Below are 19,580 nucleotides of genomic sequence, written 5' to 3'. Positions count from 1 at the left end.
TATTACATTAATTTACAAATAGATATTTAATAGAGCTGTTGAATCATTATTCAACAGCTTTCCTTTTTAAAGTAAACCAATAATGAGCTTATTATCACACGAAATTACTATTGCTAACGAGCTATCCATAAGCGAAAAACAAGTTCGCACGACAATTGAACTATTAGACGAGGGTGCCACCGTACCATTTATTTCCCGTTATCGAAAAGAAATGACCGGTAGCCTAGATGAAGTTCAAATTACCAATATCAGAGATCGTTCTCAACAGTTAAAGGAACTGGACAAGCGCAAAGAAGCCGTATTAAAATCCATCAATGATCAAGGAAAATTGACAGCAGAACTTGAACAACAAGTCATAGCTGCCGAGACTATGGCAAATCTGGAAGATATTTATCTACCCTATAAGCCAAAGCGCAAAACAAGAGCCAGTGTTGCCCGCGAAAAAGGATTGCAGCCTTTGGCAGATCTTCTTTTGTCCCAAGACAAGACAGATTTTCTGGAACTTGCAAATTCGTTGGTCGACGAGGAAAAAGGAGTTAAAAATACGGAAGAGGCTTTAGCTGGAGCACGTGATATCATTGCTGAAATTATTGCTGAAGATGCCAACGTACGGTCTAAATCAAGAGCAATATTCCTGGAAAAAGGAGAATTTGTATCAAGAGTAGTTCCCGGGAAAGAAGAAGCAGCGATTAAATATAAAGATTATTACGAATGGTCAGAGTCGTTAAAAGATGCTCCCTCCCATCGTGTTTTGGCGATGCGTCGTGGTGAAAAAGAAGAATTGCTTTATCTGGATATTGACATCAATGAAGAAGATATTCTTCCAACCATTGAATCTATTTATATCAAAGCTTCCAACGAGGCCGCCTCACAAGTAAAATTAGCATTGACAGACAGCTATAAGCGATTATTGAAACCATCCATGGAGACAGAAATTCGCGTGCTGACCCGTCAAAAAGCAGATGAAGAAGCGATCAAAGTTTTTGCGGACAATGTTCGCCAACTGCTTTTAGCAGCACCATTGGGACAGAAAAGGCTACTTGCAATAGATCCCGGTTTCCGAACAGGATGTAAAACAGTTGTATTGGATGAACAAGGTCAACTCAAAGAAAATACAGCTATTTTTCCGCACACTGGTGCAAATGGACTTGCAGAAGCTCAGAAGACAATCAATTATTTAGTCTCGAAGCATGATATACAGGCCATTGCGATCGGTAATGGAACCGCAGGACGTGAGACTGAAGATTTTGTAAAAAAACTGGGGCTCAATAATGTCACCATCGTCATGGTCAATGAGAGCGGGGCCTCGATCTATTCAGCATCAGAAACTGCCCGCGAGGAATTTCCTGACCACGATATTACAGTACGTGGTGCTGTATCAATCGGGAGGAGATTAATGGATCCACTGGCTGAACTTGTCAAAATTGATCCTAAATCAATTGGCGTAGGTCAGTATCAACATGATGTAGACCAAAATAAATTACAGACTTCTCTGGATGATACAGTCATCAGCTGTGTAAATGCCGTCGGTGTGGAACTAAATACAGCCTCAAAACAGATTTTATCGTACGTTTCTGGACTAGGGCCGTCTCTTGCACAACAGATAATCAAATACAGAAATGAAAATGGTCCTTTTGCGTCGCGTCGCGAACTGAAAAAAGTACCGCGCCTTGGGGATAAAGCATTCGAACAGGCCGCAGGTTTTCTTCGAATAAGACATGCATCCAATCCCCTGGATTCTTCAGCAGTACACCCCGAGCGTTATGCCCTTGTTGAACAAATGGCAAAAGACCTGGGTAAAAAGGTAGAGGATCTACTCACAGATGCTGAATTAAGAAAATCTATCCCATTAAAAAATTATATCTCTTCGGAAGTGGGGTTACCAACTTTAAATGATATCCTGCATGAGCTTGCTAAACCAGGGCTTGACCCACGGGAAAAGTTTGAAGCTTTTTCATTTACTGAAGGCGTCAATAGCATTAGCGATCTACGCATTGGCATGAAACTTCCCGGTATCGTTACCAACATTACAAACTTCGGTGCTTTTGTCGATATCGGTGTACATCAAGATGGGTTGGTACACTTAAGCCAATTGTCCAATAGATATATCTCTGATCCACATGAGGTGGTTAAGGTTCAACAACATGTCACAGTCACCGTTACGGAAGTAGATGAGAAACGTAACCGTATTGCACTGTCCATGAAGACAGAAGAAAAGTCAGTTCTTCCTAAAAATAAGAGAAATGAAGGCCGAAAACAGCACGAGCCAGAAACAGATATGGCGAGTAAACTCGCTGCTCTGGCAAGCAAATTCAAATAAGGTTCTTTATTAGTAAAACGGTCTATTCTTTGTTGAAGAATAGACCGTTTTACTAATTCACAATTTTCCGCATTCTTTTCAAGGTTTTAATTTTTGTATATTTAAAAGACAACATGCTTTGATTTGATATGAGAAACTGTATTATTCTATTGTGCCTCTCGCTTGTAACTATACAATTTCAAGCAAAAGCACAACTTACTGATGGGGCCTATATTTCTCAGACAGGCACAACTAAAAACTTAATTTTGGTCAAAAATCATTACCTCTCCTTCATCAATTATGATGATAGCAATAAGCATTTTGGTTATACCTGGGGCGGCCCAATTCAGCAGCAGGGGAATAATGTGACCATAACTATCGAATATGACACAAAAGATTCAACTCATATTGGCAAAACAGCTGACCTCTACTTTAAAATACTGAATGGCTCTATCCAAATAAAGACCCCATATTCCGAAAAAGTTTTCACCAGACAGCAAACCATCGCTCAGGACTTAGATGACCTGTGGCGGATTACGGGTAGAAAACAAGAGGCTAAAATGCATACGATCCCAAAAACGGACCGCAAGACAATAAAGATCTTGGTAGACGGTTATTTCCAATGGATTGCCATTAACCCGGCGCAAAAAGGATTTTATGGAACAGGAGGTGGATATTATAGTTTCAAAAACAATCTTTACACAGAAAAAATACTTTTCTTTTCTAGGGATAATACGAGAGTGGGTCAAGAGCTCGACTTTACCGGAAAACTGGAAGATAACGAATGGCACCACAGTGGAAAAAGCTCCAAGGGAGATGATATTTATGAAATCTGGAGTAAAGAATTAGCAAATTAACAAGATGACAATAGAAGAATTTCAATCATTAGACAGTCCTATTCATCATTGGTCTGCCATACAAAAATCATTGTGGTATGACAAAAAGGGAGATTGGAAAACAGCACATGATCTCATTGATCAGCTCGACGGATTAGATGCCGCCCATGTTCATGCCTATCTACACCGCAAAGAAGGAGACCCCTGGAATGCCCGTTATTGGTATAATCGAGCCAAACAAGCGGTGCATACAGGTAGTCTGGATGCTGAATGGGCTGAGTTATTCAAACTATATTTCCAATAGGATAATCATCCCTATGCTGGCGTCCTCGTCTTCTCTAGTATATTTGTCCTAAATTTTATCTACAAGTTGTTCACAAGCAAACAATATATTTAGTAATTGTAAAAAAAACAACAGGTATACCTATACATACAAATAAAACAAACCTATGCCATTATTTAAGTAACAAAAATAACACAAAAGAAAAATAACAAAAGACCAGCAATCGAAATGGCATGAATATTGAACATAATTTTCTATACTTTAAAAAGTATACTTTTCATAAATTTAGGTTAATAATTGGTTAGGTTAAACACCTGAGGTTCCCCGCTTCAGGTGTTTTTTATGGATGACCGCTATTGCTGGTATTATATTCCGTATTTTCTCTTCGGAGCCCGCTCTAAACTAGATAATTATTCGGACCAATTAGAATTCTTTGGGGGAGTAATAAAAATTTCTTAGTTCAGCATCTTTACGACCGATATCTCTTACAAAACGCCGAACGTAAATTACTCTTCCTGTTGATGTCCGAAGGACGGTCGACATGTTTTCCAGATTTTAGAAGTCGATCAGGTATACAATAGGCGCGACATTTATTTACAAGAGCTTAATCTTGCTCCAGCGGGCTATGAGAATAGCAAGCTGGGGTCAAAGGCTTTATGTCTTCCACCGAGATTTCAAACTTCCCTATCCGAAGACAGAAAGTTACGTTACATATTCGTCGTAGAACCCTGCTGGATACCGGACAGATTATCGCAAGAGATTGGAACCTAGTAGTGAGGAAGCCCGAATGGCAATAGAATTTGGATCATCACCCTCTAAGCGTTCATTTGGTAGGTTTATTCTTTAAAATGGATGGCAAGCATCTACAGGATCACTACAAGAAGCATCTCAGTAATTTTCATGATTGGAACTAGAAGGCACAAGGCCAAAGATAATATTACTGTTCTTGAACGAATTTCATTACGCTCAAGGAATAAGGTAAATAAAGTGACCCTGTTCCACGTGGTAAGGAATACCACATTTTCTTACACAGCGTGATGAAAATTTATGCTTAAAAAATCACTCACCCCCAACTTTAGGTATGCCCCCATTTCTGATGATTACCAGAATTTCCTGATTATAAGGAATTAAGATAAACATTAAAACTGATACATCCAAATACCAACTTATACCTAATAACAATTTTCAATCAATTTTTAGACAGTAATTAGTCATTAGTTATTCAGTTTACACTGAGTGATCACTGAGTAAGCACTGAACAAACACTGTACAAGTACTGTCAAAAGCTAAAATTTAGTCTCGCTTTGATCCTAATTTGCTGTAACTAAAAATTAAAAGAGAAAAAGGGGCGGGAGCTGCACTTAAGTAACAAATAGATCGCTGTGGTTCGGTAATAGATCATTTTGGGATGGAGATGAACTAGGGCGCAGCACGGTGGTACAAAAAATTTACTATCCCCCCAAACTTTCGGTATGATCCAATTATTTTTTTATGGACTCACATCTGATTTTGCCGAATGAAATATCGATTTCATTGTATTACTTTATTTTTTGTCATATATTTAAGTTCATGGATAAAGAATTTATTGGCAAATGCCGGGCTCCACTCAAAAAGGAAATGTTTTTATAGCAGCAATATGCGGCATAAACCATTATCAAAAAAAATGTCAGTTCGGACTATATACCATGTCAATCGTTCATTCCGATCTTTATCATGATTATAACCTATTTATTATTCATCAAATTTGATTCTGAAGCGCAAAAAATTAACTTGACACAAATTATGAAAAGAACATCAATTTTATTGTTCCTACTAAGCGGCCTTTCCGTTCCTGTCCTACGGGCACAAGAATTTAATCCTAGCCGAATGGATAGCTTAATGTCCACTATGGATAAAAACAACGCTTGGATGGGAAGTATTGCGATAGCAAAAGGCGATAAATTACTTTATCAAAAGGCTATAGGTTACGCTGATAGAGCACAGCAAAAACATGCCACGACCAATACACGATATGGTATCGGTTCCATCTCCAAAACTTTCACGGCAACCCTTGTATTAAAAACAATCGAGTTAGGGAAACTGCAAATGAATCAAGCCCTATCTACCTTTTATAAAGATATTCCAAATGCTGATAAAATAACGATACGTCAATTGCTTGATCATAGTAGCGGGGTACACAGTGTCACTGATGATAAAGATTATTTAACATGGAACACCAAAGCGCAAACTGAAAAAGAACTTGTTGAGCGTATGATCAAAGGTGGAGCTGAGTTTGATCCGGGCAGTAAACATGAATATAGTAACTCAAACTACATTTTGCTGACTTACATCTTAGAAAAAGTTTGGAAAAAAGACTATGCTTTTTTATTGAACCAGCAGATCTGCCAACCGTTAAAATTGGAACAGACAACATTTGGCCGACCACAAAATAGCCCCAAAGATGTCAGCGAGTCGTACAGATTCACACAAGATTGGGGCCTTGAGCCACACACAGATAATTCAATTCCACTCGGCGCCGGAGCAATATGGTCTACCCCAACAGATCTGGTCAAGTTTTTTAATGGTTTATTTGACCATAAACTGATCAATTCGACCAGCCTCGAAGAGATGAAAAAAATTAATGGCGGCTATGGATTGGGGCTATTCCCCATGCCATTTTATGACCGCCAGGGATTCGGTCATACAGGGGGTATCGACGGTTATTCTTCTGTAGCGAGCCATTTTGATGATGGCAATTATACTGTTGCACTCATCAGTAACGGTAATAATTATAATAATAATGAAATACTAAAATTCAGCTTTGGTGAACTGTATCAAAAGCCTTTTCCTCTTCCTGACCTTTCAGAAATACAATTGACAAATGAGGAAACCACAAGCATACTTGGTGAATATAAAAGCGAACAGCCTCCAATTCAGATCAATATTACCAGAGATGGCACCAAAATATTTGGACAGGTTGTGGGGCAACCCACATTTCAATTGAAACCAAAGGATAAAAACACGTTAGTGCAGCCTCAATATGGTGTAAAAATAGTTTTTGATCGCAGTGAGAATAAGATGACGCTCTATCAAAATGGGCAAACACTTATCCTGAAAAAATAGTTCTCGACACCGAAAACAGATGCCCCCCTTTCTTCCCTTAGACCAGAAAGAAAGAGGGGCATAATGTACTAAACCAATAATACCTATTTGAGGTTTACGGGCACAAACACAATCTTGCTATAATTCTCCTTCTCGAATAAAACACCGATTCTATTTTTATCCAAAAGCACTAGATCAGAGTAGGCTGCATAGTCACCTTTTACACCCTCGGGCGCTTTTGAAACGACCTGATTGAAGAACCAAGTTTTTCCTTGATCCCTACTTATTCGGAGCGTCAAATTATCTCTTCTGTTAGCTGTTGCGGCATTGCAAACAGCTAACAGATATCTTCCTTTTCTTCTCCAGGAAAGCACGGAACCTTGATTAACCGGGTCCGGCAGATTTTTATCATAATATGTTGTATCCCAAGTAACGCCACCATCATTTGAATACGATACGATCCTTGATTTTACATTACCTTGCTGGTTACGGGAATTCATATACAGTCCTGTATTCGATATTTGTGCAGCCATTGTCTCATTTGATCCCTCAAATTTGACACTCGCCCCTATCTTAAATGTCTTTCCATGATCGTCCGAGTAATACGAATGGGCAAAATAGTCTTTGCCATTTGCCTTGGGATTTCCTTCGGAATGATTTGCAGGAATATAAATACGTCCTTTATATTTACCGGAATCAAATTGAAGCGCATGCCCTGGTGTATTCGCGTAAGTTCGCCAGTCCTCCTGAAAGTTATACTGTGTATTTACTAAAGGTTGATTGGGACGATGGGTCTCAAGGGTAATATTTTCTGGATGAGACCATGTCTTGCCAGCGTCGGTCGAACTAATTGACCAACACTCACGTAAACCATTGCCCTTACGTACCTCCCCCTCATGATTGTTACCTGTATTATAAAAAAGTAATAAACGCCCCTGAGGATATCTGGGATCCAATAAATCGACCACGGGCGCAGGATTTCCAACTTGCAAATTATCATTGTCAACGGCTATATGCAATGATCCCCAGGTTTTACCATTGTCCGCGCTGATTTTATAAACGATATCTACATTACCGAAATCACCGGCATGGTCGACCCTCCCTTCGGCAAAAGCAATTAATTGTCCACTTTTATCCTTTACAATAGCGGGTATACGATAGCTTTTATAGCCATCTTCGCCAGAAACAAATACATTGACTTCCTGCGCCTGACAAATTCCGGCTAGCATCGCAAATGCAAACATGATCCATATTCTCTTCATAACTCTTTAAATTTATTGTTACTTCTATTTATTTTCTTATTCGTTGCTGTGATCACTCATCTTCAATCGGAAGACAGGTGAACATCCATTTTAATGGATTTTGCCAATCTTTCCCTTTTAGTCTCCCCACAGGAAGTTTTACCACAATCGTATTCCATCCCTTCTGTAGTGGGACAATGCTAGGGCTTCGGTAACTGTAGCCTTCATCAACCAATGGAAACTCTAAGTTTCCCTTTTTTCCTGGATGTCGCCAGTTCGGAGGGAGCACTTCATTCCCATTCACCCAAAGTTTGCTCATTCTATCGTCCCAGGTACCCAAATTTGGCGAATCGCTGGCATATGAGCGTGAAAGATCATTAAAACCAATCCAAAAGCCTTTGTTTCCATCGTTTTCACTCCACACTTTGCTTACTGCATATACAGTACTATTTTCAAGCGGTCGATCAATAGCCCCCTTTACAATATCAGACCACCAATGCCTTAATACAACTGTACCACCATAATATTCACCAATCTTTTTCAAGGCGTGAAAATCAGCGCTGGCTTCGTTACTTAAGGCCATCGTTAGATCACCTTTATTTTCCACAGGTCCATATAACACCCATTTCTGCCTATTTTGCCGGTAGTAAGGAAAAATAAGATTTTTAAAATACAGCTGTTTATGTTGGATCAGACGCTCTTCAAATTCAGTAAATTCAGCAAGCCCTTTCGCATCCGTTTTGATATTGCTACGCCATTCAAAATCTCCTCCTCCGCGCCAGCTTCGTTCGGCAAATGTCAATAAAGCGGGGTATACTCCATTTTGACGAAATATGTCGCTTTGATTCGCAATTGCACGATCGGGCCACGAACATAGCGTTGCGCCCATCAACTTTTTATTTTCAGAAGATTGCCCACCCAATTGTCTATAGAACAAGGTTGTCACAGTTTCCAAAGGATCCATATGATTGATATACAAATGCTTTGAATCAATCACCGAGTAAGGAAAACCTGCCGTAACTGCCTGTGGTCCTCCCATCCAGAGCTGGCGTATTGTCTGTGGCTGTAGATTGCCGCCGGGTTCCCAGCCAATGGTTTTCATACCAAGACTTTCGGTCCATCTTGTCATCATCGGTAAAAATTCTTGGTTATGAATTTTTACCTCATCCCCACCAATATGCAAATAAGGCAATCCCGGATAAGTCGTTGCAAATTCCTTAACCAGTTCTTTTATAAAAGTCAATCCGCTGTCACTTTGCATATCTATTTTAAAATAACGACGGAATGCAGCTGAATGTCCCGGCATATCAATCTCGGGCACAAGCTGGATATGTCGATCATGACAATACCGAATCAGCTCCTGCATATCCTCGACAGTATAATATTTTCCCTTCCAGCGATCCATATTCGATGAATCAGTCAATCCGGGATATTTTTTACTGATCAGTCGCCAAGCAATATCCTCGGTAAAATGAAAATGAAAAACGTTCAGTTTATAGCGTCCCATCTGATTGATCTGCTCCTTAAGCATATCCATGTGCTGAAAATTTCGTCCTACGTCTACCAGATATCCCCGCCAACGAAAAGAGGGAAAATCGGTGATGGAGCAATAGGGTAACCTTCCATCGCTGCCACCCAGTTGACGCAAGGTCTGTAAGGCATAGAAAACCCCTTTGCTGTCTCTGGCTTCAATATACGCCCCACCTTTGTCCACAACGATGCGATAGCCTTCCAAAGAAGGTGACGGTAGTTTCACTTTTTTACTGCAGTTGATAGCAATAGCTGTATTTTTTTCGCTACCGAAGTCTATTTGACTTACATTCCAGTCTTTTAACAATCCCACTAGCGTCTGCTTCTCTAAGGTTGATACCTCTCCCTTGATGCCCACACGAACAACATCTTTGACCTGATAATACCCGACTTTCCAGGTCACCGACCGGGGCATAGGAAGCAAAGGCCTGATTGTTTCGGACATACAATATAGCGGAGTGATCATCATGATCATAATAATCAGTCTTTGGAGGAACTTAATTATCGTCACGGTTTGTTGCATAAATTTATCCCTTAATCCTGTTGAATTCCTTTAGTATTTGCATACAATACCACTCCTGACGCGGGAGATGGAAAGGCCCTTTAAATAAATTGCCCTTTGCTGTTTGCGCAATCTTCCCATCGCGATGCAGATAGCCATACCACTCGCCATTGATTTTATCATGAAAATGGTCATAGGCGTATTGACTGATTAGTTGATGCCAATGCTTATATTTCGTATCCCCGGTCATGACATAGGCAAGCAATGTGGCTATAATCGTTTCATTCTGAGGCCACCAAAACTTCATATCCTGCCAGTATTCCTGTACTGGCTTCCCATAAACGTCTCTAAAATATAGTATACCGCCATATTCTTTATCCCAACCGCGTTCCCACATATAATCCAGCATACGACAGCCAAGATCAATTAGCTTCGGGTCGTTGTTCCGGTATCTCGCTTCATGCAAGATAAACCAAGCGCCCTCAATAGCATGACCAGGATTGAGGGTACGTCCGTCGATATGATCAATTATTTCTCCCTTAGGGCCAACTTGCTCCATCACGCAGCGGATGTCATCTTTGACAAAATCGCGCTCAATCTGCGCAATAAAACCACTAATAACGGCATCACAACGTGTGTCACCAATTGTCTCACGAATTTGTTGTGCTGTATTGATCATGATCATGGGCACACCGATTCCCTTCATTGGCCTGGTCTGTTCATATTTTGGTTCCACCAATCTTTCTCCATGCGCATAAGCGAGGCAGATACTAAACAGCTCGCGCGCTTCTGCTGCAATATCGGCATCTCCTGTGGCTTTTGCATAAGCTGCAAAGGCGATTGCGGCAAAAGTCTCGGAAAAGAAATAACGACGCATACGAATTGGATTTCCAAGACGGTCCACATGAAAATACATTTTGCCTTTTGCATCAAAACAATATTTCTTCAAAAACTCATATCCGATACGAGCGGCTTCCAACCATTCTTCTTTTTGTTCAACAGTATTGTAAAGTGTAGCCAACAACCAGCATGCCCGTCCCTGAATCCATACTGCTTTATCTGTGTCAATCAAGGTACCATCATGATCACGCATAAATAGGTATCCCCCATTTTCAGGATCAACTGAGCGGGGAAACCAAAATGGAACCGTATCATTTAATAGTTGATTTTCATAGAATTTTTCCAGTTCATTCAAGTATACGATATCCAATCCTTGGTCTGTATTTGTTGTATTCATTTGATTTATATTTTACTTTTTATTTAACCTCAGTTATTTATACCTGATCCAAATGCATTTCTAAAGTAAAAGCAAAACCTCAGTAGATGCTTTATACAGCAGGTGCTATACATAAGCCCCCGTTAGTGTTCATAAATTCAGTCTGTCTGTGCGGCCGATCTTGGTTTAAGAAATAGAAGTTGTAATAAAAGTGCAAACAATACGGCTCCGCCCAATACCGCGAACCCGAGTCCAAAATGCCCTTCATCTTTAAATTTTCCTAACCATTGAGTGACGGCAGCTCCAGCAAATACACCTACCATATTCATAAAGCCATAGGCTGTCGCACGTAAGTTTTTGGGTACAATTTGACAGAGGATAGGCATATTATTGGCATCAAATATTCCGAAACCAATTCCAAAACAAATTGCTGCCCCCAATACTGCTGGCAGCGTCTGCCCTACGCCCAACAGCACTAACGCGGGTATCGTTAATCCAAGGCCAAGAGCACTGGTATAGATGCGGCCCCGAATATGCTTTTGCACCCATCGATCACTTGCGATTCCGCCAACAATGACACCAATGAAGGATGATAGCGCGATCGTAATCGTCGAAAGAGGCCCCGCACTTGACATCGGGATATCCAAGCTTTCCGCAAATAAAGTTGGTAGCCAATTCTTAATTGCCCAGCCCGGCAAACTTGGGGCAGCAAAATAAAACAGCAGAATCCAAAATGCCAGGTTGGAAAATATGAGCGATAGACTTTTGAATAGTGACAGTCGACTTTCCGAGCTTTTCTCTTCTGCTGTTGGTTCCTGCTTTTTCTCTATCAACAGCAGAGCGAGGACGAATGCATAACAAATACCCACTATCCCAAACCAATGAAAGGCGGTATGCCATCCCTTTGTAGCGGCCAAAGTCGCACCAAAGCCACCCAGTGCTTGTCCGGTATACAGTCCCGTCATATGCAACCCAATAGCTAGCGACCGATTTTTCCCCGTATGATAATCTGCGATCAACGAAAGTGCTGTAGGAATATATAAGGCTTCACTAAATCCCATAATAGCCCTTAATATCAATAGTGTGGTATAGCCATTTGCCATCCCCATACCATAGGTTACTGCTGACCAGACAAATAAACTTCCTACGATTAGCCATTTTCTGCTACTGCGATCAGCCACAACGCCAGCTACTGGACTCATTACACCATAGATATAGAGAAAAACGGCCATTAGTACACCAAATGTTTCGGCCTTCTGTAATTCAGGAATATCGATTTGCATGGCATCACGCATCGTCGACAGCATCTGCCGATCCATATAATTCAGTAAGGCTACCCCCCAAAGAAGGGCTACAACGAGCCATGGGTAAAAAGACTTATATCGTAAAGAAGATATCATTTCGAATGTTGTCAGATTTATAGTGTGTTATTTATCTCTTATTTGTTCTACATCCTATTTCTTAGAAAATGTTGCCACTAAAATATCAGGAGTACGAATGCCAGCCTTTATTTCTCCGCTAGGTAAAATGACCATATCATCCCAGACAACTGCTGTGGTAGTCACCGGCCCTTCGGCAGGTAGATCTCCCATCCGATTCCATTCCCCCAATTTCAAATCATAGCGCCATACCGCTCTGCCGAAGCCCGGATGTTTTACTTGGAGTTGATTTTTAGATGCGATCAGCTGCTGTGCTTTCTGTGGATCGGTTGTCTTTTTTGCTTCTGAAATAAGCGTCTCCACACGATGAAAGGTATCACCACGATCTGCACTCAATAACCACAATCCATTGTCAGGGAGGATACAGGCCACGGCAGCCGCAGCTTTGAAAGGAATATCCTCCAGTTTCCGCCAATGTTTCCCTCCGTCTGAAGAACTTAATAATCCTTGATACAAAGTCGAAGGTTCATCTTTGTTCGCTTTCCTTCCGCCGACCAAATAAAGGTTGCCTTGTTTGTCAGCCAACAATTGCACGTGTGAGACTGCATAGGGAAGATGCCCCGTGCAGATCCATCCTTTTTCAAGATCATCAAGGTCCAATTGCAACACTCGATCCGATACAGTATCCTGTCCTTCGCCCCCTGCAATAAAAATTTTATTTCCGATATATGTCGCTCCAGTATTGGATAGCGGCCATGGAAGATCCGGATAGTTCGCCGTTGAAATCTGCTTGGTATCAGCATTACATTGAATCAGCCTACAAGCATTTGATTTACCCTTTGAAGTCTCTCCACCCACAATGAACAATCCTATTGGCAGGCTTAGGCTCGCACCATATGCAATCGGCTCAGAAAGGCTATCTTTTGCTACACATCGAAGTGTTTTTCCGTCTTTTACATAAGCGAAGATTTCCTTTTGAATCTTTTTTACGCCACCTTTCCAAGGAGGTAAATCTGGAAAATTGGCTCCTCCACCGATCAGCAGATAGCCATTTGAGAGCCCCACAATGGGACCAGCGATTCCGGCGTGCACTTTCCCACCCTGCGGAGATGGCAACTCGACGGATCTATGCCATTCCAAACGACCTGCCTGTCCGTTAACATTACTTGCAAACAGCATTCCCACGATAATTCCTAGCCAATTTTGTTTTGTCATATCTATTCATTCTTGACATCATTTCTATCTTACAGGATTTACAGCTCTATAAACAAAGTGCTTAAAACGAGATGGAAACCAAACTGATGATGCGATTAATGTGCGCAAAACGTTTCAAAACCAATTTTGTTCACATCAGCTTTGAAAGCTTCAACTTGTTCCGCAGACATATTGCTTACAGGTAACCTAAATTTGCCACAATTTAGACCGATTAAATTCATATATGCCTTTCCAACAGAAATCCCCCCATACTTACCTAACAATGCGATCATATCAATTGATTGCTGCTGCAGGGCATTTGCCTTTTCAAAATCCCCCCCATCATAAGCTTCCATGAGATCAAGATACAAAGGTGCGGCATAGTTATACGTACTTCCGACAGCGCCTTTATTCCCTAATACTAGCGCAGATAACATATTCTCGTCTCTGCCCCAGAGCATGTCATATTGTCGATCAGCATAATTCATGCAGGTCAGAAAATCCATAAAATCCTCATGGGTATATTTAATTCCCCTAAAATTGGGTATTACGCCATGTACTTTTTTCAATAGGTCGATCATTTGAAAATTTCCACCGGTCAATACAGGAATATGATAATAATAGAAAGCAGTATTGGGTGCAGCGCTCGCGATTTCAATGCAGCACTTTGCCAGCTGATCCACGTTTGCAGGTTTAAAATACGACGGCGATGTAAAGGAAACGACATCTACGCCTACCTGCTCGGCAAGTTCGGCTAGTTGTTGACATTCTTTGATATTCGTCCCCCCCAACAGCATCATTAATGTGAACGCCGGATCTCTCTTTGTCAGCTTGGCCCAAGCTGCCATTACCGAGACTTTTTCGTCAAATGTCAGTGATACACCCTCTCCGGTCGAGCCACAAATAAACGCACCCGATACGCTATTTCTCTTTAGCATTTCATAATAGTGTGGAATCAGCTCAAGATTCAGCTCACCGTTTTCGTCAAAAGGAGTAAATGGCGCTGCAATTAATCCCGATATTTTTTGATTTAGCATATGATAATTTATGTGAATAGTTGTAAATACCTTACTTCAATTAATCCGTTTAAAATTAAGACGGTCCATTATTGGTTTAAGTTCCTTTATATCCGGGGTTTTGCTGATCGTTTAACTGAGGGTCCTCTGTTAAAGTCTGTAAATCAATCGGCCACAAAATTTTATGTTTTTGGTTATCATTATTATCTAAAACGCCGACCAGATTCAGATTTTTACGAAATACCAGTGGCAGTCCATTTCCATCCTGCATTCTCCTTAAATCAAACCATCGTTTACCTTCCGACACAAATTCCTTGGTACGCTCGTAGAAAATTGCGAGCTCATTTGCTTCAAAACCGCCATTGATAAACGCAGGGGCCAACCCTCCATAAGCACGGTTTCGAACCGCCATAATTTCAGCGGTGGGATCCTCACCTAATTTATTCTTGATCTCTGCCAATAATAAATATGCTTCCGCCACACGATAAACAGGATAATCATCCGAATAATTGCGTACTCCATCAATTAAGGTCCCCATGAACTTTATAAATACAACTGCCGATGTATTTCCTTTATTAAAGTTTAGAAATGTAGCATTGGCTCTACTGTCCTTCTTTTCATATAATTTGTACAAATCCATTTTATATTCGTAACGGATCAATCCGGTGGATCCCGTTTGCAGCGGATCTTTAGGAATTACTTGGCCGTTATCATCCATATATCCGGTAATATCGTCACTGGCAGCATAAATAAAATTATTAAAAAAGGAAGTAGCCTCACCATTTAAATATCGAATGACAAAAATCATCTCAGCATTTCCCTTCATCGTAGGCATACTGGCAGACTTAAACTGATCAGCAAAATTGTTGATCAGATTATATTTAGGTATGACCTCTTCCACGGCAGCTTTTGCCAGCTGCAAATCTGAATTGGTATTTTTTGGAGATTGTCCATCTATGCTCACTTTTGCTGACCAAAGATAAACCTCCGTTTTCAGCATTTTTGTTGCTGCAAGAGACCATTGCGCTTTTTGATTTTTTGTCTCATAATTTCCTGAAAATGATTTTTCAGATTTATCTATCTCTGATTTGATAAAATCAAAGGTTTCTTTTTCCGTGCCTGTCCTCGCTTTATACGCCTGATCTGCTGATGTTGGCGTATTTACCGCAGCTTGAGGTTCCGTCACCAGCGGTACCCGTCCATAAGTTCTGAACAGATAAAAATAGTAAAATGCGCGCATGCCATAAGCCTGCCCCAAATAATACCCTTTTTGAGCATCAGTCAAATAATCAGCTTTCTCTACCTGATAAATAAAATTATTGACTTGAAATATCGTGCTATATAAGCCCGCCCATCCGGTTATACCAGGTGCGCTTTCCCGAATATCTTGCGTAATTATCCCGGCCGAGTTCAGGGACGCAGTTCCAGTAAAACTGGTACCATCCCTTAACGTTCCAGCCCGCAGTTCACCCAAGCTCCACAAGTTCTGCTGTTGGCCACGCAATTGACTATGCAGTCCTAACATCGCTCCGGCAACTTGATCATTACTTTTCCAGAAACTTCCATTTGCAAAATAATCTTCCGGGGTAATGTCCAGATCAATTTCTTTACAAGATGTAATTGCCGCAATGATAACACAGCAATAAAAAAATATCTTTTTCATAATTTAACGATTAAAAGGTTAATTGAAGGCTAAAAATAAACGTCTTGGGCAGAGGATATCCACCGCTGTTTTGGTCTACTCTACCGCTTTCCGCCGAGAACAGTGTGTTTTTTGTCCAATAATGGAGATTTTGGCCTGTCAGTGAAACTCGCATTCCCTCCATTTTGATCCTTTGCGCAATGGTATTTGGCAGTTTATATCCTACAGAAATCTCACGCAATGCCAAATAATCCCCCTTATTATAAAACATACTGCTTTCACGGCTGGTATTGTTCTTGAATAGTTGATCCGCCCAATAATAGGTTGGATATTTAGCATTTGGATTATCTGCTGTCCAGGTATCGAAAACCGCATCTGTCGTATTAAAGGTTCCTTGCATCATGCCCAAAAACCAGGCTCTAGGCCCATCATAAGCAACAAAACCTAGAGCATAATCCAATCGTGTATATAGGCTAAAGTCCTTGTAGCTTAGTGTTGCTCCAAAACCTCCTGTCCAACGCGGTACAGTATTGCCCATATATACACGGTCATACGAATTTATTATTCCATCCCCATTGACATCTTTCCACATGACATCACCCAACGCAAGCGGATAATACAGTTTCTTCTGATCTTCTGACAATGCATTATAAGCATCCGGATGAACCAGTGTTCTCGCGCCGATCAAATCTTTCAATTGACCTGCGTAACGATCTAAGTCTGCTTGGTTCCGAATGATTCCAACCGCTTCGTAAGCATAGGCAACGTTTGGATCTTGACCTTCCTGGGTTCCACCCACCCAAGTCAACTCCTTTGAAACCGGGTCATAAACCTGGATTCCGCCTTGACGATTATTAGCCACACCATTGTAAGGAAGCTTTAATACTTTATTTTTATTATAAGCGATATTCCAATTAAAACTCAAATTCCAGTCATGGTTACGTAGTATTTGATAATTTAAATCTACTTCAACACCTTGGTTGGACATATCTCCATTATTGGTTCGAATTGTACGGAAACCTGCCGATTGTGGCAAGGTCAATGTCGCAATTTTATCCTTTGTCGTTCTATGGTAATAGGCTAAGGTTAGATCCAAACGGTCAAACAATCTGGTTTCCAAACCGATCTCTTTCGTCTTCAAACTTTCCCATTTCAGGTTGGGAATGGACAAGGATGTCATCGTATAACCTACCGCACCATCGTATTTTGAACTACCGTAGGCACCTTGTAAAATATACGAATCTCTTGTTGTTTGACCTTTGAATACAGCATCCACATTACCATTTTCACCATAGCTCGCTTTTAATTTCAAGGTATTAACTGGCTTACCCGAACCAATGTAATCCTTCAGAAATTCTTCGTTATGCAAATTCCAGCCTACGGAGATTCCCGGGAATGTTCCCCATCGGTTATTCAAAAGGGTGGAATATCCATCGCGGCGTGCTGTCAACGTCATCAGATATTTTTGTTGATAATCATAATTGACACGACCAAAAAACGATGTGATACGCTGACGATCATGATAAGAATCTATACTTCGCTTATTCGCCTCCGGACTGGTCAATCCCAAATCCATAAAATCATCTGTTGGCGCGCCTGTCCCCGAAGCGGAAAAACTAGTGCGATACGAATCAAAAAATTCAGAGCCCAACATTGCATTAATATGGTGGTCTTCACCAATCGTCGTATTGTAGTTCAATACCGCGTTGTACGTTTGATTAAAATTTTTGTAATAAGATGCGCCCGAATTGCGCGTTCTAACATAATTGCCGGGGCTCGCCAGATAATCTCTATTAAACGATTCATTTGTTTCTTGATTAAAGAACCAGTTACCGCTGACCCTTAAACTCAGGTTATCCAAAAAATCAACCGTGAAAGCCTGTCCCAAGGTCAGTTTTTGATTGATATTCTTGCGAATAAATTTGTCATCATTGACGAGAGGGTTACCATCTTGCCAATCACGACCCACCAACAAATCTCCGTTCATATTGGTACCTCGCATCGTGGGAGGAGCCCCCAATGCCCTGGTCATATAATTCGCTTCACCGTTGATTGCGTCTCTCCATTTTGTATACGCAAAATTCACATTCGAATTAGATTGCAACCAAGGTTTGATTTTGTAGTCGCCATTTAAAACGAAGGTTGTTCGATCATAAAACGTATTGATTGGTAATCCTTTTTCATTATACTTTCCTACGCTGGCATAATAACTCCCCTTTTGTGTCCCTCCTTGTAAAGCAACATTGTAGTCTTGCGTTAAACTATTTTTCCGTAACGCATAATCCTCATAGTCAAAATTTTTAAAAATCAACTCTTTACCTGTTATGGGATCAATCATTGTCTGCCAGCCCTGCTGTAGCAATTCACGATTGCTATCATCCAGATACATTGTACTCCATACGGCATTACTGCTAACATTACCGTCAAGATAATTTCCTTGATCATCCTTAAACTTGTTACCCGTTCCAAAAGGCCCCACAGCTGACAATTGATTCAGCTGATTTGGCTGGTAAATCCCGGAAGTTTGCACTCCTTTTCTAGACCAGTATAGATAATCTTTGGCATTTAGAAAATTAAAAGGGTTATTCAGTTTATTGATGCCAATTTTTGACTGAACAACAATATTGGATGCCCCCTCTTTTCCACGTTTTGTCGTGATAAGAATCACCCCATTTGAAGCTCTTGCACCATATATAGCCGTTGCAGAAGCATCTTTGAGCACATCTATTGATTCAATATCATTTTGGTTGATATCATTAAACCCATCCCGGATGATACCATCGACAATGACTAAAGGAGTACCACTACCATCGTAATCTGTTCCACCACGTAAGACAATCTTAGGAACAGCCCCCGGTCTTCCGGAAGTTTGTTGCACCCTGATACCGGGTACGGTACCGGCTAAAGCAGAGGCAGGATTGGAACGAACACCAGTTTCCAGAACCTTCTTATCTAGCCTACTTACAGAACCAGTCAAATTGGATTTTTTCATTTTACCGTAGCCCACCACGACGACTTCATCCATCAGCTCCGTACTGGGCTCTAATTTAATGTCCAGTAAATTTGTTTGCCCAACTTTCACCTCAAAGGACTTATAACCTGTTGATGTAATTATTAAGACTGTGTTAGGATTTGTGCTAACAGCGAACGTTCCATCAGCATTTGTTTGCAAGGATTGACTTGTTCCTTTGACTTTAACAGTGACTTTCCCCAAAAGTTCTCCTGTCTTGGCATCAGTGATTCTCCCTTTTACCGCATGGTCTTGTGCTTGCGCCAAGAGCAGATTACCTGTCAATATAGACAAGGCTAGAAGGGATCGTAATTTTAGGTTTGAATACATATTGGTTTTGTATTAAGTATT

Annotated in this window: 12 protein-coding genes; 4 read left to right on the top strand and 8 right to left on the bottom strand. The window is 40.8% G+C overall.

Translation table 11 applies throughout. From position 1 onward, the window contains the following. Positions 1-82 precede the first annotated feature (82 nt). The 4 genes from HMAT_RS17930 (at position 83) to HMAT_RS17910 (ending at position 6,520) form a co-directional block, all read left to right on the top strand. Positions 83-2,320: a Tex family protein gene (locus tag HMAT_RS17930; protein WP_104384229.1), complete on the top strand. Its 2,238-nt coding sequence runs from the start codon at positions 83-85 to the stop codon at positions 2,318-2,320. A 128-nt stretch (positions 2,321-2,448) separates the two neighbouring features. Further along, positions 2,449-3,156: a hypothetical protein gene (locus tag HMAT_RS17925; protein WP_104384228.1), complete on the top strand. Its 708-nt coding sequence runs from the start codon at positions 2,449-2,451 to the stop codon at positions 3,154-3,156. Positions 3,157-3,160: 4 nt separating this feature from the next. Continuing rightward, positions 3,161-3,439 carry a hypothetical protein gene (locus tag HMAT_RS17920; RefSeq protein ID WP_104384227.1) on the top strand — a complete coding sequence of 93 codons (279 nt, stop codon included), beginning with the start codon at positions 3,161-3,163 and terminating at the stop codon, positions 3,437-3,439. A 1,761-nt stretch (positions 3,440-5,200) separates the two neighbouring features. After that, entirely contained in the window at positions 5,201-6,520 is a 1,320-nt protein-coding gene (locus HMAT_RS17910; RefSeq protein ID WP_158655981.1) for a serine hydrolase, read from the top strand. An 83-nt stretch (positions 6,521-6,603) separates the two neighbouring features. Here HMAT_RS17910 and HMAT_RS17905 read toward each other — a convergent pair whose 3' ends face one another. The 8 genes from HMAT_RS17905 to HMAT_RS17870 form a co-directional block, all read right to left on the bottom strand. Next, entirely contained in the window at positions 6,604-7,761 is a 1,158-nt protein-coding gene (locus HMAT_RS17905) for an exo-alpha-sialidase (protein ID WP_104384225.1), read from the bottom strand. 52 nt (positions 7,762-7,813) lie between these two features. Then, complete coding sequence (locus HMAT_RS17900) at positions 7,814-9,745, bottom strand: family 20 glycosylhydrolase (protein WP_158655980.1); 1,932 nt, start codon at positions 9,743-9,745, stop codon at positions 7,814-7,816. A gap of 52 nt (positions 9,746-9,797) precedes the next feature. Further along, positions 9,798-11,009 carry an AGE family epimerase/isomerase gene (locus tag HMAT_RS17895; RefSeq protein WP_104384223.1) on the bottom strand — a complete coding sequence of 404 codons (1,212 nt, stop codon included), beginning with the start codon at positions 11,007-11,009 and terminating at the stop codon, positions 9,798-9,800. 137 nt (positions 11,010-11,146) lie between these two features. Beyond that, entirely contained in the window at positions 11,147-12,388 is a 1,242-nt protein-coding gene (locus tag HMAT_RS17890) for an MFS transporter (protein ID WP_104384222.1), read from the bottom strand. Positions 12,389-12,442: 54 nt separating this feature from the next. Continuing rightward, positions 12,443-13,582: a hypothetical protein gene (locus tag HMAT_RS17885; protein WP_104384221.1), complete on the bottom strand. Its 1,140-nt coding sequence runs from the start codon at positions 13,580-13,582 to the stop codon at positions 12,443-12,445. Between the two features lie 95 nt (positions 13,583-13,677). After that, positions 13,678-14,598, bottom strand: coding sequence for a dihydrodipicolinate synthase family protein (locus tag HMAT_RS17880; RefSeq protein ID WP_104384220.1), 921 nt, complete (start codon positions 14,596-14,598; stop codon positions 13,678-13,680). A gap of 76 nt (positions 14,599-14,674) precedes the next feature. Next, complete coding sequence (locus HMAT_RS17875) at positions 14,675-16,240, bottom strand: RagB/SusD family nutrient uptake outer membrane protein (RefSeq protein ID WP_104384219.1); 1,566 nt, start codon at positions 16,238-16,240, stop codon at positions 14,675-14,677. Positions 16,241-16,250: 10 nt separating this feature from the next. Continuing rightward, complete coding sequence (locus tag HMAT_RS17870) at positions 16,251-19,559, bottom strand: TonB-dependent receptor (protein WP_104384218.1); 3,309 nt, start codon at positions 19,557-19,559, stop codon at positions 16,251-16,253. Between the last annotated feature and the right edge of the window lie 21 nt (positions 19,560-19,580).

The organism is Sphingobacterium sp. HMA12, assembly GCF_002933815.1.
GTDB lineage: Bacteria > Bacteroidota > Bacteroidia > Sphingobacteriales > Sphingobacteriaceae > Sphingobacterium.
Note: the sequence above shows the minus strand (reverse complement) of the source record. Positions and strands in the feature narration are given on the sequence as shown.

Excerpts from the sequence above, each read along its gene's own strand:
- HMAT_RS17930 (WP_104384229.1), top strand. The coding sequence starts at position 83 with ATGAGCTTATTATCACACGAAATTACTATTGCTAACGAGCTATCCATA.
- HMAT_RS17925 (WP_104384228.1), top strand. The coding sequence starts at position 2,449 with ATGAGAAACTGTATTATTCTATTGTGCCTCTCGCTTGTAACTATACAA.
- HMAT_RS17920 (WP_104384227.1), top strand. The coding sequence starts at position 3,161 with ATGACAATAGAAGAATTTCAATCATTAGACAGTCCTATTCATCATTGG.
- HMAT_RS17910 (WP_158655981.1), top strand. The coding sequence starts at position 5,201 with ATGAAAAGAACATCAATTTTATTGTTCCTACTAAGCGGCCTTTCCGTT.
- HMAT_RS17905 (WP_104384225.1), bottom strand. The coding sequence starts at position 7,761 with ATGAAGAGAATATGGATCATGTTTGCATTTGCGATGCTAGCCGGAATT.
- HMAT_RS17900 (WP_158655980.1), bottom strand. The coding sequence starts at position 9,745 with ATGATCATGATGATCACTCCGCTATATTGTATGTCCGAAACAATCAGG.
- HMAT_RS17895 (WP_104384223.1), bottom strand. The coding sequence starts at position 11,009 with ATGAATACAACAAATACAGACCAAGGATTGGATATCGTATACTTGAAT.
- HMAT_RS17890 (WP_104384222.1), bottom strand. The coding sequence starts at position 12,388 with ATGATATCTTCTTTACGATATAAGTCTTTTTACCCATGGCTCGTTGTA.
- HMAT_RS17885 (WP_104384221.1), bottom strand. The coding sequence starts at position 13,582 with ATGACAAAACAAAATTGGCTAGGAATTATCGTGGGAATGCTGTTTGCA.
- HMAT_RS17880 (WP_104384220.1), bottom strand. The coding sequence starts at position 14,598 with ATGCTAAATCAAAAAATATCGGGATTAATTGCAGCGCCATTTACTCCT.
- HMAT_RS17875 (WP_104384219.1), bottom strand. The coding sequence starts at position 16,240 with ATGAAAAAGATATTTTTTTATTGCTGTGTTATCATTGCGGCAATTACA.
- HMAT_RS17870 (WP_104384218.1), bottom strand. The coding sequence starts at position 19,559 with ATGTATTCAAACCTAAAATTACGATCCCTTCTAGCCTTGTCTATATTG.